This is a genomic window from Ruegeria sp. CF5 (genome assembly GCF_056537325.1).
Map to the genome: position 1 here is coordinate 34,571 of NZ_JBQFRI010000007.1, position 26,010 is coordinate 60,580.

29 protein-coding genes are annotated in these 26,010 nt (G+C 58.1%); 14 read left to right on the forward strand and 15 right to left on the reverse strand.

The genetic code is table 11. The features are described 5' to 3' along the window. Positions 1 to 497 precede the first annotated feature (497 nt). The 3 genes from ACR0NW_RS16120 (at position 498) to ACR0NW_RS16130 (ending at position 4,388) form a co-directional block, all read left to right on the forward strand. A complete protein-coding gene (locus ACR0NW_RS16120) occupies positions 498 to 1,292 on the forward strand; it encodes a CE1 family esterase (protein ID WP_480451612.1) in 795 nt (264 codons plus the stop codon). Between the two features lie 78 nt (positions 1,293 to 1,370). Further along, positions 1,371 to 3,767, forward strand: a complete 2,397-nt coding sequence (gene pheT / locus ACR0NW_RS16125) for a phenylalanine--tRNA ligase subunit beta (RefSeq protein ID WP_480451610.1) — start codon at positions 1,371 to 1,373, stop codon at positions 3,765 to 3,767. Between the two features lie 171 nt (positions 3,768 to 3,938). Beyond that, a complete protein-coding gene (locus ACR0NW_RS16130; protein ID WP_480451608.1) occupies positions 3,939 to 4,388 on the forward strand; it encodes a YtoQ family protein in 450 nt (149 codons plus the stop codon). 76 nt (positions 4,389 to 4,464) lie between these two features. Here the strand turns inward: ACR0NW_RS16130 and ACR0NW_RS16135 are convergent, their stop codons facing one another. Next, positions 4,465 to 5,163 (reverse strand): glutathione S-transferase N-terminal domain-containing protein, encoded by a 699-nt coding sequence (locus ACR0NW_RS16135; RefSeq protein ID WP_480451606.1) that lies wholly within the window; start codon positions 5,161 to 5,163, stop codon positions 4,465 to 4,467. Positions 5,164 to 5,370: 207 nt separating this feature from the next. Here ACR0NW_RS16135 and ACR0NW_RS16140 point away from each other — a divergent pair, with 207 nt between their 5' ends. Beyond that, positions 5,371 to 6,183, forward strand: a complete 813-nt coding sequence (locus tag ACR0NW_RS16140; protein ID WP_480729537.1) for a mechanosensitive ion channel family protein — start codon at positions 5,371 to 5,373, stop codon at positions 6,181 to 6,183. Between the two features lie 88 nt (positions 6,184 to 6,271). On the opposite strand, the gene ald is transcribed toward ACR0NW_RS16140, so the two are convergent. Then, a complete protein-coding gene (gene ald, locus ACR0NW_RS16145; RefSeq protein WP_480451603.1) occupies positions 6,272 to 7,390 on the reverse strand; it encodes an alanine dehydrogenase in 1,119 nt (372 codons plus the stop codon). A 137-nt stretch (positions 7,391 to 7,527) separates the two neighbouring features. On the opposite strand from ald, the gene ACR0NW_RS16150 reads away from it, so the two are divergent. Further along, positions 7,528 to 7,986, forward strand: coding sequence for an Lrp/AsnC family transcriptional regulator (locus ACR0NW_RS16150; RefSeq protein ID WP_170654529.1), 459 nt, complete (start codon positions 7,528 to 7,530; stop codon positions 7,984 to 7,986). A 9-nt stretch (positions 7,987 to 7,995) separates the two neighbouring features. On the opposite strand, the gene ACR0NW_RS16155 is transcribed toward ACR0NW_RS16150, so the two are convergent. Beyond that, positions 7,996 to 8,835 carry a CPBP family intramembrane glutamic endopeptidase gene (locus ACR0NW_RS16155; protein ID WP_480451601.1) on the reverse strand — a complete coding sequence of 280 codons (840 nt, stop codon included), beginning with the start codon at positions 8,833 to 8,835 and terminating at the stop codon, positions 7,996 to 7,998. A 28-nt stretch (positions 8,836 to 8,863) separates the two neighbouring features. Between ACR0NW_RS16155 and ACR0NW_RS16160 the strand changes: the two genes are divergently transcribed. After that, positions 8,864 to 9,079 carry a hypothetical protein gene (locus tag ACR0NW_RS16160; RefSeq protein ID WP_170654533.1) on the forward strand — a complete coding sequence of 72 codons (216 nt, stop codon included), beginning with the start codon at positions 8,864 to 8,866 and terminating at the stop codon, positions 9,077 to 9,079. An 86-nt stretch (positions 9,080 to 9,165) separates the two neighbouring features. Further along, on the forward strand, positions 9,166 to 10,083 hold the full coding sequence (ppk2, locus tag ACR0NW_RS16165) for a polyphosphate kinase 2 (protein ID WP_480451599.1): 918 nt from the start codon (positions 9,166 to 9,168) through the stop codon (positions 10,081 to 10,083). Positions 10,084 to 10,146: 63 nt separating this feature from the next. Here ppk2 and ACR0NW_RS16170 read toward each other — a convergent pair whose 3' ends face one another. From ACR0NW_RS16170 to rpsU, 3 genes are all read right to left on the reverse strand, one after another. Further along, a complete protein-coding gene (locus ACR0NW_RS16170; protein ID WP_480451597.1) occupies positions 10,147 to 11,379 on the reverse strand; it encodes a CAP domain-containing protein in 1,233 nt (410 codons plus the stop codon). A gap of 202 nt (positions 11,380 to 11,581) precedes the next feature. Continuing rightward, complete coding sequence (locus ACR0NW_RS16175; RefSeq protein WP_480451596.1) at positions 11,582 to 12,688, reverse strand: CAP domain-containing protein; 1,107 nt, start codon at positions 12,686 to 12,688, stop codon at positions 11,582 to 11,584. Between the two features lie 299 nt (positions 12,689 to 12,987). Continuing rightward, entirely contained in the window at positions 12,988 to 13,194 is a 207-nt protein-coding gene (gene rpsU, locus ACR0NW_RS16180; RefSeq protein ID WP_005614280.1) for a 30S ribosomal protein S21, read from the reverse strand. Between the two features lie 110 nt (positions 13,195 to 13,304). Here rpsU and ACR0NW_RS16185 point away from each other — a divergent pair, with 110 nt between their 5' ends. Together ACR0NW_RS16185 and ACR0NW_RS16190 are read left to right on the forward strand one after the other, a co-directional pair. Continuing rightward, positions 13,305 to 13,997: a COQ9 family protein gene (locus ACR0NW_RS16185; protein WP_480451594.1), complete on the forward strand. Its 693-nt coding sequence runs from the start codon at positions 13,305 to 13,307 to the stop codon at positions 13,995 to 13,997. Between the two features lie 70 nt (positions 13,998 to 14,067). Beyond that, a complete protein-coding gene (locus ACR0NW_RS16190; RefSeq protein ID WP_480451592.1) occupies positions 14,068 to 15,054 on the forward strand; it encodes an NAD(P)H-quinone oxidoreductase in 987 nt (328 codons plus the stop codon). Between the two features lie 45 nt (positions 15,055 to 15,099). Here the strand turns inward: ACR0NW_RS16190 and ACR0NW_RS16195 are convergent, their stop codons facing one another. Next, a complete protein-coding gene (locus tag ACR0NW_RS16195; RefSeq protein WP_170654544.1) occupies positions 15,100 to 15,957 on the reverse strand; it encodes a DUF2189 domain-containing protein in 858 nt (285 codons plus the stop codon). 194 nt (positions 15,958 to 16,151) lie between these two features. Between ACR0NW_RS16195 and ACR0NW_RS16200 the strand changes: the two genes are divergently transcribed. Further along, positions 16,152 to 17,135 (forward strand): quinone oxidoreductase family protein, encoded by a 984-nt coding sequence (locus ACR0NW_RS16200; RefSeq protein WP_480451590.1) that lies wholly within the window; start codon positions 16,152 to 16,154, stop codon positions 17,133 to 17,135. Positions 17,136 to 17,193: 58 nt separating this feature from the next. On the opposite strand, the gene ACR0NW_RS16205 is transcribed toward ACR0NW_RS16200, so the two are convergent. The 8 genes from ACR0NW_RS16205 to ACR0NW_RS16240 all read right to left on the reverse strand — a co-directional run bounded on the left by ACR0NW_RS16205 (position 17,194) and on the right by ACR0NW_RS16240 (position 22,656). Further along, entirely contained in the window at positions 17,194 to 17,748 is a 555-nt protein-coding gene (locus ACR0NW_RS16205) for a porin family protein (RefSeq protein ID WP_170654548.1), read from the reverse strand. 265 nt (positions 17,749 to 18,013) lie between these two features. Then, positions 18,014 to 18,487, reverse strand: a complete 474-nt coding sequence (locus tag ACR0NW_RS16210; protein ID WP_170654550.1) for a YHS domain-containing (seleno)protein — start codon at positions 18,485 to 18,487, stop codon at positions 18,014 to 18,016. Between the two features lie 199 nt (positions 18,488 to 18,686). Beyond that, positions 18,687 to 18,956, reverse strand: a complete 270-nt coding sequence (locus ACR0NW_RS16215; RefSeq protein ID WP_480451589.1) for a hypothetical protein — start codon at positions 18,954 to 18,956, stop codon at positions 18,687 to 18,689. Continuing rightward, positions 18,953 to 19,558, reverse strand: a complete 606-nt coding sequence (plsY, locus tag ACR0NW_RS16220) for a glycerol-3-phosphate 1-O-acyltransferase PlsY (RefSeq protein ID WP_480451587.1) — start codon at positions 19,556 to 19,558, stop codon at positions 18,953 to 18,955. Before plsY ends, ACR0NW_RS16215 begins: the two co-directional genes overlap by 4 nt. Beyond that, on the reverse strand, positions 19,558 to 20,838 hold the full coding sequence (gene pyrC, locus ACR0NW_RS16225) for a dihydroorotase (protein ID WP_480451586.1): 1,281 nt from the start codon (positions 20,836 to 20,838) through the stop codon (positions 19,558 to 19,560). The genes plsY and pyrC overlap by 1 nt, the downstream gene beginning before the upstream one ends. Continuing rightward, positions 20,835 to 21,221 carry a hypothetical protein gene (locus tag ACR0NW_RS16230; RefSeq protein ID WP_480451584.1) on the reverse strand — a complete coding sequence of 129 codons (387 nt, stop codon included), beginning with the start codon at positions 21,219 to 21,221 and terminating at the stop codon, positions 20,835 to 20,837. Before ACR0NW_RS16230 ends, pyrC begins: the two co-directional genes overlap by 4 nt. Next, on the reverse strand, positions 21,206 to 21,724 hold the full coding sequence (locus ACR0NW_RS16235) for a hypothetical protein (protein ID WP_480451582.1): 519 nt from the start codon (positions 21,722 to 21,724) through the stop codon (positions 21,206 to 21,208). The genes ACR0NW_RS16230 and ACR0NW_RS16235 overlap by 16 nt, the downstream gene beginning before the upstream one ends. Further along, on the reverse strand, positions 21,721 to 22,656 hold the full coding sequence (locus tag ACR0NW_RS16240; RefSeq protein ID WP_480451581.1) for an aspartate carbamoyltransferase catalytic subunit: 936 nt from the start codon (positions 22,654 to 22,656) through the stop codon (positions 21,721 to 21,723). The genes ACR0NW_RS16235 and ACR0NW_RS16240 overlap by 4 nt, the downstream gene beginning before the upstream one ends. A 780-nt stretch (positions 22,657 to 23,436) precedes the next feature. Here ACR0NW_RS16240 and ACR0NW_RS16245 point away from each other — a divergent pair. From ACR0NW_RS16245 to moaB, 4 genes are read left to right on the forward strand one after another with little or no spacing between them, the layout of a single operon-like run. Then, the gene (locus ACR0NW_RS16245; RefSeq protein ID WP_480451662.1) at positions 23,437 to 24,204 is read left to right on the forward strand and encodes a uracil-DNA glycosylase; all 768 of its coding nucleotides are present in this window, start codon (positions 23,437 to 23,439) and stop codon (positions 24,202 to 24,204) included. Further along, positions 24,201 to 24,800 carry a metallophosphoesterase family protein gene (locus ACR0NW_RS16250; protein ID WP_480451580.1) on the forward strand — a complete coding sequence of 200 codons (600 nt, stop codon included), beginning with the start codon at positions 24,201 to 24,203 and terminating at the stop codon, positions 24,798 to 24,800. The genes ACR0NW_RS16245 and ACR0NW_RS16250 overlap by 4 nt, the downstream gene beginning before the upstream one ends. Next, positions 24,797 to 25,414 (forward strand): LysE family translocator, encoded by a 618-nt coding sequence (locus ACR0NW_RS16255; protein ID WP_480451579.1) that lies wholly within the window; start codon positions 24,797 to 24,799, stop codon positions 25,412 to 25,414. Before ACR0NW_RS16250 ends, ACR0NW_RS16255 begins: the two co-directional genes overlap by 4 nt. A 6-nt stretch (positions 25,415 to 25,420) precedes the next feature. After that, a complete protein-coding gene (gene moaB, locus ACR0NW_RS16260; protein ID WP_480451578.1) occupies positions 25,421 to 25,963 on the forward strand; it encodes a molybdenum cofactor biosynthesis protein B in 543 nt (180 codons plus the stop codon). Positions 25,964 to 26,010: the final 47 nt, after the last annotated feature.

Below are 26,010 nucleotides of genomic sequence, written 5' to 3' on the forward strand. Positions count from 1 at the left end.
AAAGGATGTCGCGTCGGCAAGGGTATGCCATTCAAGTTGTGGCTGTTTTTGGGTTTGTTGCGGTGATAATATTTGCGCCCAATTGGGTGGTTATCACCTATTGGGTCGTCGTACTTGGCCCATTGAGTGTATTTGGTGCCGCGCATCGTAGTGTCTGGAAAAAACGCGATGAAATCTGGCGCGGCAGATAGGCTCAAGCACAGAAAACGAAAAAGCTAATCAATCGCTTCAAGTGGCCTAAGCCTTTGGTTTGGCCTGCATTTAGAAGGTTCGGAGCAAAGGCCGAAAGGCCGCCGCGCCATCGCCAGACCGCCCGCATGGGTTGGCGATTTGTTTACGCAAGCGCACCGTTTTAACAATGCCCGTATTTGGTCAGTGTAAATTGCTCGCCAAAACACAAAAATCGCTATCCCGCGATCTGGCGATGGCGCAGCTTGTCACATATTCCCACGGGGTTGTGACGTGACAGCGAGCGCTGGGCGGATAGGCTCCGGCGCATGATTTACCGACTGCTTTGTCTTTTCCTGCTTACCGCCACCCAAGCCGCCGCCGTGGATACCTGCCACGGCGATACCGCCTGTCAGGTCGGTGACCGATCCTATCATGTGCTGGAACCGGATGGGTGGGATGGCAAAACGCCTCTGCCGGTGTTGCTACATTTCCACGGCTGGGCGCGGCAGGGGACCGTGGTGGTGAACCATGAGCGGATCGCGGGCGCGACGAAACTTCGTGGCGTGCTGCTGGTGGCCCCAAACGGGTTGGGCAAAAGCTGGGATTTCTGGACTTCGGACACCGGTGATGTGCCCTTTGCCGACCGGGTGCTTGAAGATGTGGCCAGACGCTATCCGATTGACCCGGACCGCATCTATGTCTCGGGCTATTCCTTCGGCGGTGCGATGGCTTGGCGCTATGTCTGCCAGTCGGGCAACGACACAGCGGCGTTGCTGGCCGTTGCGGGTTCAATCCGGCAGACCGAGGATTGTCCTCAGGCCCCGGCTCAGGTGCGCCATGTGCATGGTCTCAGCGATACGGTGATGGATTTTCCCTATGGCGCGGGCGGCGATACAACCTATCCGGTGGCGCTGTGGCGGCAGAAATACGGCTGCAACACCGCGACCCCGCGCGGGGATTGGAGCGTGGTGCCGATCCTGACCCTCAGCCGGGTCGAATGGACCGATTGCGCCCGGGGGCAGGTCACGCTGGATACCCATCCCGGTGGGCATTTCATTCCGCATGGCTGGATCGGACGGCAACTGGACGAGCTTTTGGGCCGCACCCCCACCTATCCGTGACGCGCAGCGCTTGCACCTTGGGCCATTCTTTGCCATTGCCTGTGCCGACTGGATGTTTGCCAAAAAAGGCCCCGAGCAATGAAATTCACCCTCTCCTGGCTGAAAGACCACCTCGACACCGATGCCTCGGTCGATGAGATCGCCGAAGCGCTGACCGACCTTGGGCTTGAGGTCGAAGAGATCGTGAACCCTGCGGACCGGCTGGCGGGCTTTACGCTGGGCTACGTGAAACATGCCGAGAAACACCCCGATGCCGACAAACTGCGCGTCTGCAAGGTCGACACGAATGAGGGTGAGCTGCAGATCATCTGTGGCGCACCTAACGCGCGCGAAGGCATCACCGTCGTCGTCTGCAAACCGGGCATGTATATTCCCGGGCTCGACCTGACGATCAGCGTCGGCAAGATCCGCGGCGTCGAAAGCTTTGGCATGATGGCCTCGGAACGCGAGCTGGAGCTGTCGGACGAGCACGATGGCATTATCGAGCTGCCTACGGGCGAAGTGGGCGACCGGTTCGTCGACTGGCTGGCCGAAAACGATCCATCCAAGGTTGATCCCGTGATCGAGATCGCCATTACCCCAAACAGGCCCGACGCTCTGGGTGTCGAGGGGATTGCCCGCGATCTGGCCGCGCGTGGTCTGGGCACGCTGAAGACGCGCGACTACGCAGCTGTGGCCGGTGAATATGAAAGCCCCATCAAGGTTTCGATTGACGAAGACACGCTGGACGGCGCGCCGCACTTTACCGGCCGTTTGATCCGGGGGGTGAAGAACGGCCCCAGCCCGCAATGGCTGCAGGATCAGCTCAAGGCGATTGGCCTGCGCCCGATTTCGGCGCTGGTGGACATCACCAACTACATGACCTTTGATCACAACCGCCCGCTGCACGTCTTCGATGCGGACAAGGTGCAGGGTAATCTGCGGGTGCACCGCGCCAAGGGTGGTGAAAAGCTGGTCGCACTGGATGAGAAGGAATACACCCTTCAGCCCGGCATGATGGTGATTTCGGACGACAACGGTCCGGAATCCATTGCCGGTGTCATGGGCGGTCAGGAAACCGGATGCACCGAAGAGACCGAGAACGTGTTTCTGGAAAGCGCGTTCTGGGACCATGTGCAAATCGCGTTGACGGGTCGGGCCCTGAAAATCAACTCGGACGCTCGCTATCGGTTCGAGCGGGGTATTGACCCGGAATACACGCTTGAAGGGCTGGAACATGCAACGCAGATGATTCTGGATATCTGCGGCGGCGAGGCGTCGAACGTGGTGATTGCCGGTAAAACGCCGGATCATTCCCGCGCTTACCGATTGGATGCCGAGCGGGTGCAGTCATTGGTGGGTATGGACATTCCCGAAAGTGAGCAGCGCCAGACCTTGACGCGTCTGGGCTTCCGTCTGGAAGGGGACATGGCACATGTTCCCAGCTGGCGCCCCGATATCATGGGCGAGGCAGACCTTGTCGAAGAGGTCGCGCGCATCGCTTCGCTGACCAAGCTTCAGGGTAAGCCACTACCACGGGTGACGCCCGGCATTCCCAAACCGGTGATGACGCCCGCGCAGCGCCGCCAGACGATGGCGCGACGGACCTGCGCTGCGCTGGGTTACAATGAATGCGTGACATATACCTTCATCGATCAGGCCTCGGCCGCGCTGTTCGGTGGCGGGGATGATGCGACGATGCTGGAAAACCCGATCTCGTCGGAAATGAGCCATATGCGCCCCGCGCTTCTGCCCGGATTGTTGCAGGCGGCGGCGCGCAATCAGGCGCGCGGCTTCAGGGACCTTGCCCTGTTCGAGGTTGGCCCGGCCTTTCACGGTGGCGAACCGGGCGAGCAGCATACGTTGATTTCAGGTCTGCTGGTCGGGCAATCCGGTCCCAAGGACGTTCATGGGGCGTCGCGGCCCGTTGATGTGTTCGACGTCAAGGCCGATGCCGAGGCGGTGTTGGCCGCCATTGGGGCTCCGGCCAAGGTGCAGATTCTGCGCGGTGCGCGTGAATGGTGGCATCCGGGACGTCACGGAAAAATCTGCCTCGGCCCCAAGAAAGTGTTGGGAATATTCGGCGAATTGCACCCACGCGTGCTACAGGCAATGGACATCAAGGGTCCGGCGATGGCCTTTACCATCTGGCCCGAAGAGGTGCCGTTGCCGCGTAAATCCGGTGCCACCCGCTCGGCGCTGGAATTGCGCGATCTTCAGGCGGTCGAGCGTGACTTTGCCTTTGTCGTCGATGCCGATGTCGAAGCGCTGACACTGGTCAACGCGGCTGCTGGGGCGGACAAGGCCCTGATCGAGGATGTGCGGGTTTTCGACGAATTTATCGGCGGCAGTCTGGGTGAAGGTAAAAAGTCACTGGCCGTTACGGTTAGGTTGCAGCCCACCGAAAGGACGCTGCAGGAAAAAGACATCGAGGCGGTCGCAGACAAGATCGTCGCCAAGGTGACAAAAGCCACCGGCGGCGTTCTGCGCGGTTGAGTTTCCGGTACGACGACTGTGGAACAGGGGCTCTGATTTCAGAGCCCCTTTTTAGGTTTGCACCGCCGTGTGCTGTTGATCGTTTTTCCCAAAAACACCTGTCGTAGATTGCACATTGGGATTTTCGGATTTCGTCGTTAGATACAGGGTCAACGAACAAAGGAGGTGGCAATGGGCCTGAACGTTTATTTGTCCGGAGAAATTCATACGGATTGGCGAGAGCAAATTATCGATGGCTCACAGGGGCTGGATATCACGTTCAACAGCCCAGTAACCGATCATGACGCCAGCGACGATTGCGGTGTTGCTGTTCTGGGGGCTGAGCCCAACAAGTATTGGCACGACCACAAAGGTGCGATGGTGAATGCGATCCGTACGCGAAAGGGTATCGCTGATGCGGATGTCGTGGTGGTGCGGTTCGGCGACAAATACAAACAGTGGAATGCTGCCTTTGACGCGGGCTTTGCTGCGGCTCTGGGAAAATCCATCATCGTTCTGCACGGCCCCGATCATCAGCACGCCCTAAAAGAGGTCGATGCCGCCGCTTTGGCTGTGGCTGAGCAACCGCATCAAGTCGTTGAAATCTTGCGCTATGTCTTGACCGGTAAACTGCCGGGGTAACAATTCGCAGATAGTCAGATCGGTGGGAACAAATTTGCTCCCACCATCATGTTTTCAGATCAGTGTCCGACAGCGATCAATCGCGGGCCGGGGTAACCAAACCTTTCTGGACTGCCGGGCGTTCAACGAAACGATCGACATAGGCAACGGCGTTTTTGTAATCGTCCCAACCAAGTACCTCTTTGGCGCCATAGAAATCCAGCGCGCGAAGCCATGGGGCGATCGCAATGTCCGCAATCGAATACTCGCCTGCGATCCAGTCCTGCCCGTCAAGCTGCGTATTTACGACATTCAGCAGGCGCTTGGCCTCGTTGATGTATCGTTCACGCGGACGCGGATCCTCGATCTCGCTTCCCGCAAACTTGTAGAAGAACCCAAGCTGTCCGAGCATCGGGCCAACTCCGCCCATCTGAAACATCAGCCATTGTGTGATGCGGTGCTTGTCGCTGGTAGAGCTGCCGATGAATTTCCCTGTCTTTTCGGCCAGATACAACAGGATGGCACCGCTTTCGAAGAGGCCGATGGGCTCTCCGTCCGGGCCGTTGGGGTCAATGATTGCTGGAATTTTGTTGTTTGGATTCAATGACAGGAATTCCGGGCTTTTGACATCTGCATCAGCCAGCGTGACCTTGTGTGCCTCATAGGGCAGGCCCGTTTCTTCCAGCATGATCGACGCCTTGACACCGTTGGGTGTCGGAAAAGAGTAGAGCTGAATGACATCCAGTGACTTCGGCGGCCATTTGGCCATGATCGGGTGGGAAACGGTATCCAGCATTTTGCACTCCTCGGCTGACGGTGTTTGTAACCTAGGAACTTCGGTGCCGTTTTTTCAGATGTTTTTTGTGCAGTGCCGGTCAGGAATTGTTCATTGGCGAACATTGCGGGGAAAACTTGCTGAACTCGCACCTAGACCGCAGCGTGATTATTGGTCAAAATCGCGCGCAACCCCGCGTATCCACGCGGGTTTCACTTTGTACAGGAGATGCGTGTGGAAGAGGTTGTCAATCAGGTCGGGGCCTTTGCTCCGCTGCTGTTGAGCGCGATCAAGGCGCTGATTGTTCTCGTTCTCGGCTGGATTGTGGCCGGTGCAGTCGGCGGTATGGTGCGTCGGCGGATAAACAAAACCCCGCAGATCGATCAGACATTGGGCAACTTTGCGGCCAGCATGGTCAAGTGGGCGATCTTGGCGATGGTCCTCGTTGCCGTGCTGGGCATCTTCGGGATCCAGGCCACAAGCATTGTCGCGATCCTTGGTGCTGCTTCGCTGGCAATCGGTCTGGCACTGCAGGGAACACTGAGCGATCTGGCCGCGGGCGTGATGCTTGTGATCTTTCGCCCGTACAAACTGGGCCAGTATGTCGATATCGGCGGCACTGCGGGGACTGTGAAGGACCTGAACATGTTCACGACCGAGCTGGTGACGCCAGACAATGTTCAGATCATTGTTCCGAACGGTCAGGCCTGGGGTTCGATCATCGTCAACTATTCCGCGCATGACACGCGGCGCGTCGATCTGGTGTTCGGCATCGATTACGGCGACAGTGCCGATGAAGCGATGAACATTATTCTGGATGTTGCCAAGGCAGACAGCCGCATTCTGGGCGATCCGGAGCCATGGGTGCGTGTGACCAATCTGGGTGACAGCTCGGTCGATCTGACTGCGCGCCTGTGGTGCAATGCTGCCGACTACTGGGATCTGAAGTTTGAGATCACCAAGGCAGTCAAGGAAGCCTTTGATGCAAAAGGTGTCTCGATTCCCTATCCCCATTCGGTCGAGATTCAGAAACAGGGCTGAGTTTCTGTGCCTGTTGTCATGGCGTGTTGGCGCGCCATCTTCCCATTGGGTTCAGCGCCGTGTCTTGCGACACGGCGCTTTTGGTTTATCAGGATTTGACCACGATGTTTGGCGAGACCACGTCGATCCCCAATGCCTTGCCTACTGCGTAATAGGTCAACTGCCCTGCATGGACATTGAGGCCGGCGAGCAGGTGCTCGTCATCAATGCAGGCCTGTTTCCAGCCCTTGTCGGCAAGTGCAAGCATGAAGGGCAGCGTCGCGTTACCAAGCGCAATGGTCGAGGTGCGGGCCACAGCGCCGGGCATATTGGCCACGCAATAGTGCATGATGCCGTCCACATCATAGATCGGGTCGGCATGGGTGGTTGCCTTCGACGTTTCGAAACATCCGCCCTGGTCAATGGCGACGTCCACCAACACAGCGCCGGGTTTCATGGTCGAAAGCTGCGCACGGCTGACCAGTTTGGGCGCTTCGGCCCCGGGGATCAGAACCGCGCCGATGACCATATCCGCGTCCTGAATGAGTTCCGCTGTTGCGCCAGCCGTAGAATACTGATTCTTGAACGTGTCGCCGAAGACGTCATCAAGATAACGCAAACGGGGTAGCGACCGGTCAAGCACGGTTACATCCGCACCCATACCGGCGGCGACTTTGGCCGCGTGTGTGCCGACGACACCGCCGCCGATGACTACAACCTTGGCGGGGCCCACTCCGGGGACGCCGCCCATCAGGACACCGCGTCCGCCATTGGCCTTTTGCAACGTCCATGACCCGACCTGCGGCGCAAGACGGCCTGCCACTTCGGACATGGGCGCCAGCAGCGGCAACCCGCCATTGGCATCTGTCACGGTCTCATAGGCAATCGCGGTACAGCCCGACGCCAGCAGATCGTGTGTCTGATCCGGGTCCGGGGCAAGGTGCAGATACGTGAACAGCAACTGCTCCTCGCGCAGCATCTTGCGTTCCACGGCCTGCGGCTCTTTCACTTTGACGATCATGTCCGCGGTGGCAAAAACCTCTTCTGCGGTATCCACGATCTTTGCGCCTGCTGCGATATAGGCGGCGTCGTCAAACCCCGAACCCAGTCCCGCATTGGTTTCGATGATGACGTCATGTCCGTGCGCAATCGCCTCTTGGGCTGCGTTCGGCGTCATGCCGACACGGAATTCCTGTGGTTTTATTTCCTTCGGGCAACCGATCTTCATGAATCCTCTCCATTCATAAACTGCCTAAATTATGTGCAGAAAGTGACTGCAATTTCTGTGAAACCCCACTCGTCATTTGATGTTGTTGCGGGATAATATTCGAACATAGACGAAATTCATGCAATGGATGTGCGCGAATGGCCCTTGATGCAACTGACCGAAAGATTCTGGCGGCGCTTCAGCGCAAAGGGCGACTGTCCAATTCGGAACTGTCTGATCGGGTGAACCTTTCGCCTTCGGCGTGCCATCGGCGGGTGCAGCGTCTGGAGGCCGAGGGGTATATTCGCGACTATGTTGCACTGCTTGACGCACGCAAGATGGGTGTCCCCACAACGGTCTTTGTCGAAATTACCCTGCAAGGTCAGGCCGAAGAGGTTCTGGAGGGGTTTGAAAAAGCGGTTGCCCGAATTCCCGATGTTCTGGAGTGCCATCTCATGGCCGGGACGGCTGACTATATTCTCAAGGTCGTGGCCGAGAACACCGAGGATTTCGCCAGAATCCATCGTCAGTATCTGTCACGTTTGCCCGGCGTTGCCCAAATGCAGAGTTCATTTGCGCTCAGGACGGTGTTCAAAACCACGGCTTTGCCGGTCTGACAGGGAGTATCAGGCAGGCGCCGGATAGGTGAACAAGGCAAGGTGCGCGAAGTTAAATCCGAAATGCATCAGGATAGGCACCCACAGTCTTCCGGTTGCGAGATATCCCAAGCCGCAGGACAGCCCCAGAAGCGCGGCAAAGATGACCAGACCTGGTCCCCCTGGAAAATGCACCAGCCCAAAAAGCCCGCTCGCCAACAAAAGCCCGGTGGCCGCGCCGAATTTTGACGTGATTGCCGACTGCAGGTAGCCCCGGAAAAAAGCCTCTTCCGTCAGGCTGGTCAGAAACAGATTCGAAAATGCAAAAACAAGCCACCATTCGGGCAGCCCCGGTTCGAACCTGACCGCGCCGACACTCATCCCCACAACAAAAAGCGCAGGCAGCAAAGCAAGCGCGGCAGCCAATGTTACAGGCCGCGTCGAAACATTGTTCGACAAGATCGAAGGCCAGGCCAGAAGCAGAGCAAACAGAACCATCGGCTTGTCGAGGTTCAGATACATGGTGAATGACGTGCTTTGCGCCCCCGCCTGAACATGATCCAGAACTTTAAGATTGTGAAATCCGGGCAGCAAATGCGCGCCAAGCGTCAGACACCAACCGATCAATGCTATATGGCCCGCAATTTGCACCCAACCCTTTGCTTTCGGCAGACATGCGGCCAACGTCAGACCGATCACGATTGCCGACAATGCGACTGGCGATAGCAAGCCCAGAAAAAGGCACACCCCGCAAAACAATGCCAGCAGAACAAAGGCGAGCTGAATTTTTCCGGCCAACCCGGCGACCTGTGCCGATACCAGAATGATCCAAGGCCAAATGGCCGGAAGCACAGAGAAAAAGAATGCCATACGCCGTCCTGCTGCAGATTGCCCATTGATGAAAGGAAAGGATGTGATTGCGCAAGACTGGAATCACCAATCACTATTGCCGGAAAGGTTCAGCACCGCCGGCCTTGGATTGCACCGTGCTCCGGTGATGCGGCAAATCTGTCGCTTGTATCTGGTACGGTTGAAGTTCACATTTGAAACTTGGAATTATGGGTCGGCGGGTAAGTTTGCCGCTTTTTCGGTGGCAGCCGCCTGCAAAAATTGATCTGTTTGTACAGGATAATTTTCTGACATCAGGGATTTACAAGCGTCAGATACGGTGCCGACCCAGTGAAAGATAAGGAGCAGACCGTGGCTTACGAAAACGACCGCGCGCCCAAGGACTGGCTGGAGGCCGAACTCGAGGACACGCTGGACGAAGATTTCGAAATTGAATTCAGCGAACCGATGCTCTCGATGGAGGTCCGCAAGATCTACAAGGATCAGCATCCCGAAATGCTGGACCGAAAGGTTTACTTCCGGAATCTTCTGCGTTTGCAGGCTGAACTGATCAGGGTGCAGGACTGGGTTCTTCATACTGGTGCCAAGGTCTGTATCCTGTTCGAAGGCCGCGACAGTGCTGGCAAAGGTGGGGTGATCAAGCGGATTACACAGCGCCTGAACCCCCGGGTCGCACGGGTGGTGGCGCTGCCCGCTCCCAGCCGTCGCGAGCAAAGCCAGTGGTATTTCCAGCGATATGTGCCGCATTTGCCAGCCGCCGGAGAGATCGTGTTGTTCGATCGGTCCTGGTACAATCGCGCCGGTGTCGAGCGGGTGATGGGATTTGCCAGTGAGGACCAGGTCGAACAGTTCTTTCAGGACGTTCCGGAATTTGAGCGAATGCTGGTCCGGTCGGGCATTATTCTGCTGAAATACTGGTTCTCGATCACCGACGAAGAACAGCAGTTGCGATTTCTCATGCGCATCCATGACCCGATGAAACAGTGGAAACTGTCACCGATGGATTTGGAATCCCGCATCCGCTGGGAGGCCTATACCAAAGCCAAGGAAGACATGTTCTTTCGCACCAATATCCCCGAGGCTCCGTGGTACATCGTCGAAGGGAACGACAAAAAGCGTGAGCGTCTGAACTGTATCGAGCATCTTTTGACCCGAATCCCCTACGAGGATGTCCCGCAGGACAAGGTCAATTTACCTGATCGCAGATACAACCCGGATTACGAGCGTCGGGTTTTGCCCGATGAATTGTACGTGCCCAAGGTCTACTGACAAAAAACGCCCCCGGATAGGGGGCGTTGCGAAATGTGGTTGATGGTCTTTTTGATGGTTTCCTCAAAAGAGGAAATGGCTCTGATCAAGTTGCGCCAAAAGCGTGTCCTCGAGTAACAGCGAATTCCCTAGACCGTCATAAATCAGGACATCCTGGCCTGACTGAAACATGTGGTTGGCCCTGAGGTCGCCGTAGTTGCGGATCGGCGCAGACCCGTTCAGGACAATCTGATCATTATCCTGAAAGTCGGTGACGCGGTCGCGGCCGGTTGCAAAGACAAAGTCATCGGCCCCAAGGGAACCGGTCATCACGTCGTTGCCTGAGCCGCCGTCCAGTCGGTCATTGCCATAACCGCCATTCAGCACATCATCTCCGGCCTGACCTTTGAGGTTGTCCGCACCCCGATTGCCAAACAGTCGGTCATTCCCGTTTCCGCCCCGGATAACGTCTTTCCCAAAGCCGCCGGAAATGAAATCAGCACCATCGTCACCGCTCAGATAATCGGCGCCCTGACCTCCCCAGAGCTCATCCTTGCCACTGCCGCCATGAAGCCTGTCGTTGCCGATTGAACCATAAGCTTTGTCGTTTCCACTTTCGCCAAAGATTACGTCGTTGCCGCCGTTCGATTTCAGAACATCGTCCCCGCCGCCGCCCAGCAGCGTGTCGGCGAATTGCCGACCCGTCAGGATATCGTTGCCTGCCCGACCTTCCAGCCGTCCGCTTGTCCCTGATTCCAGTACAAGCCAGTCCGCGTTGTCAGTCCCTGTCGTATCCGAGGATACAACCTGTCTTGCCGGGGCGCTTGGAGGAGGCGCGGGCGGATTGCCCGGTGCGCCATTGTCCACCTGAACCGGTGCCGTGGTGCGCGCAAAGTTCTGCGTGACCATAATGGCGTTCCAACCATTGAAATTACCGGTCTCGATGCCGATTCCAATCACCGTCACATTGGGGTTGAGGATGTTTGCCTTGTGGCCTGAACTGTTCATCAGGCTGTTGTGCAGATCGATGACGTCATCGCTCAGACCGGGGGCGCCCTGTATCGTTTGCCAGGCGATATTTTCGGCCCAGGTCCAGCTGCCCGAAAACTTGAACCCGGCGCTCTCCATCCGATCGCCCGCACTTGATCCACCAACCCCGGTATGGTCGAACGTGTTGGTGGCCAGCATCCAGCGGCTGTGATCCTCAGAAGATTCGTTGAGCCTGAGTTCAAGCTGGACCGGATTAAACCCGCGCGAGGTTCGTTCGGCATTGATAAGATTGAGCATTTGCCGCTCAAGGCTGCTGGCATAGGACATGGTACTGCCTCCGGTGGATTGTGATTTTTTGTGGGACATTAATGGCGAGACTTTGGCGATAGAAAGTCACAATCTTGCCGTGTATTCCGGATGAGCGAATTGCCACCAAATTGTGATGATGCGTGTGCAGAAAGCTGCGCAGATATGTAGAGCAAGATCAATAGGGGCACCGTTTCCAGTGCCCCGTGTTGTCCATCTCTGGTCAGACAAACTCTATCAAGTAGCCCGCATCACATTGCATGGGCCTGAAATCGAGCTCGTCCACTTCGACGCACTCCAAAGCGAACTCTTCGGGAGAGGTAGCATCTTCCAGGTCGGCTGCGCGCGGTGTGATGAATTCATCCACGATGTTCGTTTCAGCGACAATGTCACTCGGCGCGGTGTCTGTCTTGTTCCAGTCGAGCTGATCCACGAATGCCTGCAGTTCGAACCTGAAATCTTCAATTGCAGCCAGAAACTCCTGAATATTGAAACATCCATTCGCTGGTTCCGCGGTTTCAGTGACCTCGGTTTCGGGTGTTTCGGTCTCCGGTTCCTCTGTTTCAGTAACATCGGTGGTGGGTTCTTCGGTTTCGGGTGTCTCGGCTTCCGGTTCCTCGGTCTCGGTGACTTCGGTGTCGGGCGTCTCGCCGTCTTGCTCATCCGTCTCTGTGACGTCGGTTTCCGGTTCGTTGGGCTCGGTTACATCAGTATCGGGTGTTTCTGCCTCCGGTTCCTCCGTTTCAGTGACATCGGTGGCGGGTTCTTCGGGGGTGGTTACATCGGTTTCCGGTGTTTCCGCCTCGGGCTCTTCAGGTTCCGCCACTTCTTCGTTTGGCGGTGTTGGTGCAGGGCGCGTGGGTGAATTGCCGTTGTCCAAGACCACAGCTGCATCTGTCGCCGCGAAATTCTGCGTGACCATGACCGCATCAAAGCCTTGCATGTCCCCTGTCTCGATCCCGATTCCAACGTATTCGAAGTCCGGGTTCAGGATGTTTGCGCGGTGGCCTGGGCTGTTCATAAGGTTCTGGTGAAGCTGCGCAACATCATCACTGATGCCGGGGGCGCCGCGTTCGGATTGCCAGGCAATGTTTTCCCCTGATCGCCAGCTGCCTGAGAAATCAAAGCCCGCATTTTCCATCCGCTGTGTCGCGCTGGAGCCACCTGAACCAGTATGGCTGAACGTGTCTGTATTCAGCATCCAAACGCTGTGATCCTCGGACGAGTCGTTCAGGCGGGTTTCCAATTGCACCGGGTTCAGCCCGCGAGACGTGCGTTCCTGATTGATAAGCTCCAGCATTTCCCGCTCGAAAGTACTTGCAGTCGACATATTAGCCTCCGTTTGGTTTGTCGTCTTAGTAGACGGGGCCAGTTACAGGGGGCTTTGACGGGGCCGATAGAGACACAGGAATTAGGGGCGAGTTTTGGCGGGGCCGTGCTACCTCTGCGGGATTCGCTGCGCTGCAAAATGCCGGGCAAAATTCTGCTTGGGGAGAAATGGCAGGTTGCCGCGCGGTGCCCACCCTGTGTCGGCGAAATACATCCGACCCCAGAAACGACAAACCCCCGGGCGATGCCTCGGGGGTCGTCAAATAGTGTCATCCAAAGCTGGACGAGTCTTGGTCGCTCTTAGAGCAAACCTTCGCGCTGTGCTTTCTTGCGTGCCAGTTTACGGGCACGGCGGATCGCTTCAGCTTTCTCGCGCGCTTTCTTCTCGGACGGTTTCTCGAAATGTTGCTTCAGCTTCATTTCACGGAACACGCCTTCGCGCTGCAGCTTTTTCTTCAGGGCACGAAGCGCCTGATCGACGTTATTGTCGCGAACACTAACCTGCATGTGGTTGTCACCACCTTTCTAGATAGAGTTGCAAGGAAATTGCAGGAAGTGGCCGTATAGCAAAGCCCGCCTAACTTGTCTAGTACTGGGCCGTGAACCGGAGAACCGTCATGACCGCAACATACGAAGATGCAAAAGAGAAACTGCTGGATGCCATTCTGAACCACGTTCCGTTCGAAGGGTGGTCCGAATCAAGCTTTCGCGCGGCAATTTCAGACTGCGATCTGGATGACGGTCTGGCGCGTGCCATCTGCCCCCGTGGTGCCGTTGATCTGGCGCTGGCGTTTCACGCAAGGGGAGACGCGGCCATGCTGTCCAGGCTGCAAAGCGAGGACCTGAGCGACCTTAAGTTTCGGGACAAGATTGCAGCGGCGGTTCGTTTCAGGTTGCAGGCCGTTGATGACAAAGAGGCCGTACGCCGGGGTGTGACCCTGTTTTCCCTGCCGACGCACGCGGCGGACGGTGCCCGGGCGATCTGGGGGACCTGCGATCTGATCTGGAATGCGCTGGGGGACACCTCCGAAGACGTCAACTGGTACACCAAGCGGGCCACGCTGTCTGGAGTGTATTCCTCGACATTGCTGTTCTGGCTGGGGGATGACACGCCCGATCATCAACCGACCTGGGAGTTTCTGGATCGCAGGATCGCCGATGTCATGCAGTTCGAAAAATTTAAGGCGCAGGTAAACGGCAATCCTTTGTTCAAGCCGTTTCTGGCCGTGCCGAACTGGCTGGCGGGTCAGGTCCGGGCACCGGCTGGCGCTCGGACGGATTTACCGGGATCTTTGTCAAACAGGAAATAAGCGGGAATTCAGCTAGAGTCTTTGCCTTGGCTGTCCTGCCTGCTAGGCAGGGCGCAAAGGAGAATTGCCGATGACCCAGATGATGCGTGCCGTCGAAATAACCACTCCCGGCGGGCCCGATGTTCTGAAACTGACCGAACGCCCCGTACCTGAACCGGAGAACGGGCAGGTTGTCATTAAGGTTGCATATGCAGGCGTGAACCGCCCCGATGCCTTGCAGCGTGCGGGCGCGTATGATCCGCCGCCGGGGGCAAGCGACCTGCCGGGGCTGGAAGCATCAGGCGAGGTTGTGGCCATCGGCCCCGGAGTCGAAGGGCTCGCCATCGGAGACAAGGTTTGCGCTTTGTTGCCGGGCGGCGGATATGCCGAATACGTGGCGACTCCGGCTGCTCATTGTCTGCCGGTTCCTGCCGGGATGGGCCTGAAGGAAGCGGCTTGCCTGCCCGAGACGTTTTTCACCGTCTGGTCGAACGTGTTCACGCGTGGCGGATTGCAGGCTGGTGAGCGGTTTCTGGTTCACGGCGGGTCCAGCGGCATCGGTACTACTGCGATCCAGCTGGCCAATGCGTTTGGGGCGCGGGTCTTTGCCACTGCCGGGTCTGACGACAAATGCGAAGCCTGCCTGAAGCTGGGCGCGGAAAAGGCAATCAACTACCGGGATGAGGATTTTGTTGCAGCCATGCGGGCAGAAGGTGGCGCAAACCTGATCCTCGACATGGTTGGCGGAGACTATATCCCTCGCAACGTCAAGGCGCTGGCCGAGGACGGGCGTTTGGTGCAGATCGCGTTCCTGCAAGGGCCGGTGGTCGAGCTGAACTTTGCACTGATGATGGTCAAACGCCTGACGCTGACGGGCAGCACCCTGCGCCCGCAAAGTGACCTTGCCAAGGCGCGGATCGCGCAGGATCTGCGCGAAGCTGTCTGGCCTCTGCTTGAGGCAGGCAGGGTTGCTCCGGTGATGGATAGTGAATTTGATATGTCAGACGCTGCTGCGGCCCATGCCCGAATGGAAAGTTCGGACCATATTGGCAAGATCGTTCTGAAAGTCTCGGGCTAATCTCGAACGCGCGCGATCAATTATTGCTCGCGCGCGTATCTGCGATCAGACGACGGCCCTGCGATACAGATGCCATGTTGCATGGCCCAGTATCGGCATCACAAAGATCAGGCCCAGCAGGATCGGGATCGACCCCAGCACCAGCATCGCCGCGACTACAAAGCCCCAGGTCAGGATGACTCCGGGGTTGTGGCGGAACACGCGCACGGATGTCACGACAGCAACGGGTACACCAACCTTTCGGTCCAGCAATAGTGGAAAACTAACCACACTGATGGCCAGCGCGATCAGGGCAAACAGGAAGCCAACGGTCGTACCGATCAGAACCATGCTCCAACCTGCACTGGTGGTGAAGACTTCGGTCATGAATGCACCGAAGGTAGCAGGCGGTTCAGGACCAAGCGTCTGAACGTAGATGCTTTGCGCGACCATCAGCCAGATCAACAGCAGCATGACCAGATAAAAGCCAAGCGCGAGGATGGCCCCGAAAGAAGGTGAACGGAATACGCCGAACGCGTCCAGCCAATGCACATCGTGCCCCTGTTCCCGCTTGCGGCTGATTTCATACAGCCCGACAGCGGCAACCGGTCCGATCAGTGCAAAACCGGCGATCAAAGGTGCAAGCAACGGCACCATGTTCATGTTCATTCCGAGTCCGAACATCACCAGCCCGGCGATCGGATAAATCAGGATTACGAAAACCGCGTCCGCCCGGGTTTCGATAAAATCCTGATATCCCGCCCTCAGGCACGAAATGATATCCTGCATGGTCAAGGTCTGCACTGTCGGCAGATGCTGCGTATCGGCGCTGCCGATGCGGCTGACGCTTTCTGTTACGTGGTCACTGGTCGCCCCAAGGTTCCGGGCGGCCCAGCTGACAGGGTTACCGATTGTTTTGGCCATCTTCATCCCCTTCTTCGGCGTGATCGCGCCGCAGAATGAATCCGGCATTCGGGTTGCCCGTGGCCGGATCAGCCGGCAACGCCTTCCATCATATTAGCATATTTTGGGAAAACAGCGAATCACCCTTATGAGACTGAGGTGATTGTTCAATTTTTCAGGCGTGCTAGCTTGACCTCAAACATGAGGAGGACGTTATGCAGGAAACGGCGCGCACGGTTGTCATTCACGAATTCGGCGGACCGGAGGTTCTGAAAATCGAAAGCCGCCCGGTCGGCGATCCTGGCCCCGGTCAGATTCGTATCCGGCATCATGCCTGCGGACTGAATTTCATCGATGTTTATCAGCGCACCGGGCTTTATCCGCTGGAACTGCCGCACGCGCTTGGAATGGAAGCGGCGGGTATTGTCGAAGCGGTGGGTGAAGGCGTCACTCATCTGGAGCCTGGACAGCGGGCAGCCTATGCCGCGGCGCCTTCGGGTGCCTATTGCGAGGCGCGGGTCATGCCAGCGGCGCAGGTGTGTCCGCTGCCGGATGACATATCTTTTGACGCCGGTGCCGCGATGATGCTCAAGGGAATGACGGTTGAATATCTGTTTCACCGAACGACACCGCTCAAACGCGGGGACACGGTGCTGTTCCATGCAGCGGCAGGCGGGGTTGGCCTGATCGCCTGCCAATGGGCAAAATCCGAAGGGATCACTTTGATCGGAACCGCCGGGACCGATGAAAAATGCCGATTGGCCCAGTTCAATGGCGCGGCGCATTGCATCAACTACAACACCGAAGACTTCGTTGCGAAGGTGAAGGAGTTTACCGGCGGCAAGGGCGTGGATGCGGTGATGGATTCGGTCGGAGCGGAAACATTCGAAGGGTCGCTTGATTGTCTGAAACCCTTGGGCATGATGATTTCATTCGGCAATGCGTCCGGTTCGGTACCTCACTTCAATATCGGCGTCCTTGCGCAGAAAGGATCGCTCAAGATAACCAGGCCAACTCTGTTCACGCACATTTCCGACCACAATATTTGCCAGGCAATGGCAAGGCGCTTGTTTGGAAAGGTCGAAGGGGGCGAGGTCAAGATACACATGGACCAGCGGTTCTCGCTGGAACAGGTGGCGGATGCCCATCGTGTCCTCGAAGCACGGCAGACCACCGGCAGCACTGTGCTGGAACCTTAGTCCGAAATTGACCCGCTGATCTAATCAGCGGGTCAATGCGTTGCAAATGCGCGCGGGTTCAGAACCTGTAAGCCCCGCGGATCTGAATCGTGGTTGCATCCACGTCTACACCGCTGGAGTTGAAGTTGTTGAACTCGTGATACAGGATTTCACCGCCCAAGCTGAAGTTGCCGTTGATGATTTGTTCGTAACCGGCGCCGATCAGCCAGCCATCATCGTCACCCAGAACGTCGGTGCCCGCGTCTGCCCAGCCAGCGACGCCATACAGCAGCCCGTCAGGTGAAACCTTGTATCCGGCACGGGCCTTCAGGCGCCAGACATCCTCGACCTTGACCGCGCCGCCCAGGCTGACGCTGGTCCAGTCATAGTCAAAGCCACCACCCAGAACCCAGGTTCCGAAATCATAGTCGTATCCCAGGATGATACCGCCGATCCAGTCATCCCCGCTAATGCCGGGTAGGCTGGTGCCGACGTCGATCCAGCCAACCTGCGCACCGGCATAGAAACCAGTCCAGTCACCCGAGCTTGTATTCAGCAAGGTTGGCGATTGTGCAGCAGCCGACCCGGCGGCGAGCGAGGCGATTGCGGATATCAGTGCCAGTTTTCCAGTCATCTCGTATCCTTTCGGTCGAAAAAAAGCGGGCAAAGCACGTATTCGCCCCGCCTGCAGTGAATCATACGGTCCGGCCGCAAGACCGGATCAACATTCACCCAACTGTTCCGAACCGAAGTGTTTTATTGGAGTATCGGCGGCACATGTGCTGTCCGCGATCCCTGAAATCACATAATGAAACAAGATAATGCGTCTATGCGCGAACTCAAATCACAAGCGGCGGCGGATCGCTCCGCCGCCGCTGACCACCCGTTAAACAGGCAGGTTATTGCTGAAGAGCCACCGGATCTTTGTCAGCAATGTCTTCCCATTTCGCGCTGGCCTGTTCGATAAAGCCCGGGATGTCACCCTCCCAGCGCTCCTGAATATCTTTCGAAATGTTCAGGTACAGCTTGTTGTCAACGATCCGCCAATAGTTCGGATCACCGTCAAATTTGAAACCCATCGCCGCACCAAAGGCGCAATAGCCACCGTAGGCAGGCAGATAGGCCGCAGGGTTGGCCTCGAACGCCGCCTTGTTCTCTTCCGAGGCAAAACGATACATGGCGTCGTCATGGATCGTGGTGATCTTCCAGTTGCCCTTGGTCGGCTCGCCTTCGGTGAAATAGGCGACCGGATCATAGCCCTGCATGGCCAGCCCGGTGGAGCTTGCATTGATCTCGACCCCGGCGGCCAGAGAAGAAGTGGCGATTGCAACGGACAGCGCGACGCCACCCAACAGCGATTTCATCTTGTTCATGATTTCACCTTTCGTGAAACGAACCGACAGGGGATGCCGAAATTGCGCCCGCCGGTTCGGGTTGGAATGCTGTGCGGTCAAAATGGACCGTCACGAAACAGCATTTGGGCGCGTCGCCGGTAACGTTCAAAACAACCATTTTTGATTGTGCGCCAGCGAATAGAACATGTGCAGGGATGAGTGATCTGTGAAGCGCCGATCAGGTTTCCGGTTCCAACCCGATGACAAAGGCGATGACCTTTTCAGCGGGCATTTCGCATGGCCTCAACAATGCACTGCTACGGGTCGTCTGATACAGATTCATGCTGATGTAGTCCGAGCCGCCAAGCTCATGCGCGATCAGCTTGTGACTGCACCCCCCGGCAAATGACGTCCGGCTGACGACATAGCGCCGACCACAGGACCGACCCGTAAATGTCCCATCCGGCAGGTCAAGGAAGGCATCCAGAAACGCTGCACAAGGTGTCACGATTGTCCGATTTTGGGTTCGGTTCCCGCTTTCAGGCGTGCGACGTTCGCGCGATGGCGCCAAAAGACCAACAGGGTGAGAACTGCGCCCAGAAAAAGCGTCTCGCCATGCCCAAGGAACACGGCCCACATGGTGGACGAAGCCGCAGCAACCAGCGCGCCCATCGACGAAATGCGCCAGATCGCGGCAGCGATCAGCCATGTCAGGCACAGCGCAAGGCCAACCGGCCAGGCCAGCGCAAGCCACAGGCCAAGGAATGTCGCAACCCCCTTGCCACCTTTGAAACCCAGCCAGACCGGATAGCAATGCCCGATAAACGCGGTCAGAGCGGCGATCTGGGCGGCGTCCTCACCGGCAAGAAGGCGGGCCAGCAGGACCGCGACAGCGCCCTTGGCGGCATCGAACAACAGGGTCAACGCCGCTGCGGCCTTGTTTCCGGTGCGCAGAACGTTTGTGGCGCCGATGTTGCCCGACCCGATCTGCCGCAGGTTGCCAAGCCCCATCACCCGCGCAACGATCATGCCGTAAGGGACAGATCCCAGCAGGTATCCCAGCACTGCCCACAGGATCAGTTGGGCTGTCGAACCGTCGATTATTGGCATCAGGGTCTCCGGTAAACTTCTTTGCCTGCAACGTAAGTTGCCGCAACCCTACCTTGCATCCGCTGTCCGTCAAACGGAGTATTTTGGGATTTGGATTTCAGAGTGAACCGGTCGAGCACAAAAGGCACATCCGGGTCGAACAGAACCAGATCGGCAGGAGCGCCTTCGGTTAGACGGCCGCTGTCCAGTCCCAGCCGTTTTGCCGGGTTTAGGGCCATCGCGCGGAACAGGGTCGGCAAGTCGAGTTGCTCAGAATGATATAGCCTCAGCGCAGCAGGCAACAGGGTTTCCAGCGCAACCGCGCCGGATGCGGCTTCTTCAAAAGGCAGGCGTTTGCTTTCCTCGTCCTGTGGCGTGTGCATTGAGCTGATCGTGTCGATCAACCCGGTGCGAACTGCGTCGATCACCGCCTGACGGTCGTCTTCGGACCGCAGGGGTGGCTTGACCTTGAAGAAAGTCCGGTAATCGGCCACATCCAGCTCGTTCAGCGTCAAGTGGTGTATGGACGTGCCAGCCGAGATATCCAGCCCGTTCCGCTTGGCCCGTTCCAGCGCAGGCAGGGCGCGGGCAGTGGTGATCTGGTCGGCGTGGTATTTGGCACCGGTCATTTCCAGCAGCGCGATGTCGCGGTCCAGCCCCATACGCTCGGCCATGGGCGAGACGGCGGGCAGGCCGCGCAGGGCCGCGAACTTGCCACTGGTTGCAGCGGCACCGTTGCTGAGGCCGGGATCCTGCGGGTGGGCGATGACCAGGGCACCGCAGGAGCGGGCATAGGTCAGGGCGCGGGAAAACACCTTGGTATTGGTGACGACGTGGTCACAGTCGGTGAAGGCCACGGCGCCTGCGTCCTGCAGAAACCCGATCTCAGTCATCTCGCGCCCTTCGCGGCCCTTGGTCAGGGCGGCCATGGGCAGCACGTTGACGGGCGTGTCGGCCTGCGCGCGGCGGGTGACGAATTCCAGGCTCTCGGGCGTGTCGATGGAAGGGCTGGTGTCAGGGCGCGTGACGATGGTGGTCACACCACCGGCGGCGGCGGCAAGACCGGCTGACTTGTAGCTTTCCTTGTGACGCTCACCCGGTTCACACACTTTGACGCCGATATCGACAATCCCCGGTGCAAGGCAATAGCCGCCGCAGTCGATGATTTGCGCATCCGCAGACGGAGCTTCGCCGTCACCCCGCGCAGCAATACGACCCTCGGCAACCTGCAGCCAGCCGATGTTGTCTGAACCGGATTCGGGATCGATCAGGCGAGCGTTGGTGAAGATCGTATTGCTCATGCAATGGCCCTTTCGATTGCGGCTTTGGTGGCGGCGGGGTCCGCCTGATACTTGATCAGATGTTTATCGCCGCCCTTGGTGACGATCTGGACAAAGCTGCCCATGATATTGACCGCCTCGATCTGGTTCAGCGCCACAGTGCGCTGACCGGGGCCGGTGAGGGCGGTGTCGGTCATCTGCCACGTCGCAACAAGTTCTTCCGAGGCCAGATACCAGGCACGGAGGCCGACGGCGGCCAGCCCGGCAGGCGCGCCGGTCCAGACATAGGGGTTGCCGATCAGCCATAACACAGCCATCGCTGCCGCCATGGCCCCGGCGGCAAGCCATGCGTTGGTGCGGATATAGGCGCCTTTGTCCGGCGCGAAGGTTACAGGATCAGCCATAGGGCACCTCCGATGGCCAGCAAGATCACCAGGGCCAGAACGGCCGAACCGATGCGGCGCGGCTTGTCATCCTGCGATGCGGTCTGAGGGACCGAGAACGGTTTCGCGCTTTCGGTTTCGATCTTGCCGCCGGTCCAGTTTGTGGCCTCTTCCGTGAAAAGACCAATCAGGCGCAAGCGAGGGTCCGGTTTCAGCGTGGCAGCGCGATCCCCAAAGGCGGCACTGCGCACGGCCATAACCCAGCCTTCGATGGCCTCAAGGGCGTTGCGGTCCAATTGATCCCCGGACACGCCACAACCTTCGTTCAGATACCCATAAAGTCCAAGGTCTTCGAGGTCCGAGACCGGGAAGATGTCGATCTGCTCGGGATCCAGCCCTTTGACCCCCAACACCTGGTCGGTAGCACCGGGTTCACGCAGAAACTTTGCCTCTTCGGGCCGCATATTCAGCGCAAACAGGCGGATCACACCGCGTTCATGGGGGGCGATGGTCAGATCGCTCATGCGGCGTCTCGCAAATTACGGGCCAGCAGTTCCATCGCGGCCATTCGGACGGCGACGCCCATCTCGACCTGCTCTTGAATCACCGAGCGGTTGATGTCGTCGGCCAGCGTTCCGTCAATCTCGACCCCCCGGTTCATCGGACCGGGATGCATGACAATGGCATCGGGTTTGGCCAGCGCCAGCTTGGCGGCGTCCAGACCGTAGCGGTGGTAATACTCACGCTCTGAGGGGATAAAGCCGCCATCCATCCGTTCCCTCTGAAGGCGCAGCATCATGACGACATCCACGTCTTTCAGGCCCTCATTCATGTCGTCGTAAATCTCGGCGCCGAATTCGGCAAACTGGCCCGGCACAAGCGTCGGCGGGCCGATCAGGCGGATGCGGTTTTCCATCTTGCCCAGCAGGATCAGGTTGGATCGGGCCACGCGAGAATGCGCGACGTCTCCGCAGATGGCGATGCTCAGCCGGTGCAGGCGGCCTTTGGCCCGGCGGATGGTCAACGCGTCCAGCAGGGCCTGCGTTGGATGTTCATGCCGCCCGTCGCCCGCATTCAGCACAGCGCAGTTCACCTTTTGCGCCAGCAGATCGACCGCGCCAGAATGCGGATGCCGTACCACCAGCAAATCAGGATGCATCGCATTCAGCGTCATTGCAGTGTCGATCAGCGTCTCGCCCTTTTTGATCGAGCTTGCCTGCATCGCCATGTTCATCACGTCTGCGCCCAGCCGTTTGCCTGCCAGTTCAAAACTGGCCTGCGTGCGGGTCGAGTTCTCGAAGAACATGTTGATCTGCGTCAGCCCCGACAGCACATCGGAACGTTTGGCCGGTTGCCGGTTCAGATCGACGTATTTTTCGGCAAGATCGAGGATGGCGGTAATATCGGATTGCGACAGATGCTCGATGCCAAGAAGGTGACGATGGGCGAAACGCATGGGCGGGCTCCTGTCTGACAATCGGGCCGCTTATAGAAAGGACAGAGCGGCGGGGCAACACGGTCCTGCGACTATGGGTTATTTTCCGTTTCGGGCAGTTTTTCGCACCCGCCATCTTCCAGACACTGTTCACCGGGTTTGCACCAACGCCCGAACCCGCAATCGATGGCCTTTTTCGGGACACAGCCCTGTTCTCGCGAACATTTGAAACCGGGGCGGCATTGTGAACCGGTTTCTTCGCATAAAAACCAACCCGGTCTGGTGCATCCGCCGCCGGGCAGGCAGGCCGACCCGGGCCCACAGCTGCGCCCGTCAGAACATTTCGTCTCGCGGCCGGGATCGAATTCCGGGCTGCTGCTCTCACACTCTCCACGCGCATTGCAAAAGCTCCCACCGGGGCAATCAAGGCGCGAGGCGCATTTGTTCGCCCCCGCCGGCGCGCATCGGGTTCCGCCGGATACGCATTTTTCGAACGGTCCGCAGGATCGCCCGCCACCGCAATAAGTGCCTCCGGGCGGAATACAGTGGCCATCCCAACTGCAACGTTGACCCAGAGGGCAGCAGTTTCTTGCGCCGCACTGGGCCTGACCCCCCGGACATTGTCTGAGTTTGTCGTGAAAATGGGCCACAGCGGGCATACCGCTTGTCAGCGCAAGCAGAACACACAGCAAAAGGAATCGAACGATCAACAGCATGAATTCCCCCATGGTCGGGGTGTTCGGGGGCTCAGGCAAGGTCAATTCGCTTTCCCTCGCCGCAAAGGCGGTTAGATTGTCAGCCATGGAATCGGCTCTGGACTTTCATACCGCACGCGCCCTGCTGGAATGGCAGGTGGAACTGGGCGTGACCGACGCGGTCGGGGACAATCCGGTCGATCGGTATGCTTTGCCGGACACCACGCCCAAGCCAAAGAAAGCCGCTCCGGCACAGGCGGCCCCTGTGAAACCGAACAAAGTGGATCCGGTGAAGGTGGCGCAAACGTCAGCGCAAGCGGCCAATTCGCTGGTTGATTTGCGCGCTGCGATGGATGCGTTCGATCATTGCGATCTCAAACGTGGTGCGCGGCAGCTGGTGTTTGCGGACGGAACGCCGGGCGCGCGCGTCATGATTATTGGTGAAGCTCCGGGCCGGGATGAGGATCGAGAGGGGAAACCGTTTGTCGGACGCGCGGGCCAGTTGCTGGATCGCATGCTGGCCGCAATTGACCTGAAACGATCCGAGAATGCCTATATCACCAACGTTCTGCCGTGGCGGCCACCCCAGAACCGTGATCCCAAGCCCGAGGAAATTGGCATGTTGAAGCCGTTTCTGGAACGTCATGTCGCGTTGGCAAAGCCCGAAGTTCTGGTTCTGATGGGCAATATCAGTTGTCAGGCGGTGCTGGGCAAACGTGGTATTACGCGGCTGCGGGGACAGTGGGAACAGGCCATGAACCTTCCGGTCATTCCTATGTTCCACCCCGCTTACCTGCTGCGCCAGCCGCAGATGAAGCGACAGGCCTGGGCAGATTTGCTGGAACTCAGGGCGCATTTGGGAGGCACGTCATGAAAATTCTGGCCTTCTCGGACCTGCACATGGCGCGGAACCGCGCCGCTGATCTGGTTTCCGCCAGCCGTGACGCGGATCTGGTGGTCGGCGCGGGCGACTATTGCAACATGCGTCACGGATTACCCGAGGCGCTGGAAATGCTGTCCGGCATTTCTGCGCCACTTGTGCTTGTTCCTGGAAACGCTGAAAGCGCCGAAGAACTGGAAGAAGCCGCACCCGAAGGCGTTCACATCCTGCACGGTTCTGGCATGACGATGGATGGTCTGCGCCTGTTCGGTCTTGGCTACGGCGTTCCGGTAACACCGTTCGGTGATTGGTCCTGCGACCTGACCGAGGCGGAGGCCACCGAGATGCTGGCCCGGTGCAATGACGCGGACATCCTTGTTGTGCACTCACCCCCGAAGGGAACCGGCGACACGACCTCGCAAGGTGTCTCCGTTGGCTCGGTTGCCATACGCGACGCGATAGAACGCATTCAGCCAAAGCTGGCGTTCTGCGGCCATATTCACGACAGCTGGGGGTATCGCGGAACTGTTGGCCGGACCGAAGTTGCCAATCTGGGCCCAAAGGTAAACTGGTTCGAGGTTACAGCGTGATTGATCCGGTTATTCTGTTTGCCTTCGTTCCCGCTGCGTTGGCACTGAACCTAACTCCTGGCGCGGACATGATGTTCTGTTTGGGGCAGGGCCTGCGTTCGGGATCGGGATCGGCCGTAACCGCCAGTGCGGGAATATCGCTCGGAACTCTGGTCCATGTTGTGATCGCGGGGCTGGGTCTGGGCGCTGCGGTTGCCACTATGCCCTGGCTATTTGACGCGATCCGATGGCTGGGCGTGGGCTACCTGCTGTATCTCGCGTGGGGTGCCATACGAAACGGTGCGGTGGCGGGGGATGCTCAGCGGCGACCCACCCGATATGCCTTTCGGGACGGGTTTCTGGTCAATCTGACCAATCCCAAGGTCATCTTGTTCGTTCTTGCCTTCATTCCGCAATTCGTTGATCCGGCCGGTTCGGTTCTTTTGCAGTTTCTGATGTTCGGAACGATCATCGCGCTGGGCGGCTTTTTTGTGAATTCGGCAGTTGGCGTATTTGCTGGTGGCATGGGCCGAAGGTTGGTCAATAATCCTCGGTTTTCGCAGATTGTTGGCTGGATCACGGGGGGCATTTTTGCTGCACTGGCTCTCCGTCTTGCAATCATGGAAAGGGCATGACTCGGCATGTCGCAAATTGATGAAACCAAGGCGTTCATTCCGGTTCGCATCGCGGTACTAACCGTCTCAGATACCCGGTCTGTGGAAGAGGATCGCTCGGGTCAGACCCTTGCCGATCGTATCGAAAAGGCCGGTCACATACTAACTGACCGCAAAATCATTCGGGATGAGCGCGCAGAAATCGCTGCCCAGTTACGGCTGTGGGTTGCTGACCCGGAAATTGACGTGGTGATCTCGACCGGCGGCACCGGGCTGACCGGCCGGGATGTTACCGTCGAGGCGCATCGCGACGTCTATGAGAAAGAGATCGAGGCCTTTGGTACCGTGTTCACCATCATCTCGATGGACAAGATCGGGACCTCTGCGGTTCAGTCCCGCGCAACCGGTGGTGTGGCGGGTGGAACCTATCTGTTCGCCCTGCCGGGCAGCCCGGGCGCGTGCAAGGACGCATGGGACGGCATTCTGGAGAAACAGTTCGATTACCGCCATCGTCCCTGCAATTTCGTGGAAATAATGCCACGATTGGACGAACACTTGCGACGGAAGTAGACTGGACACACGTTACACTATTCATAACTGCTTTGTGGCTTGGCATT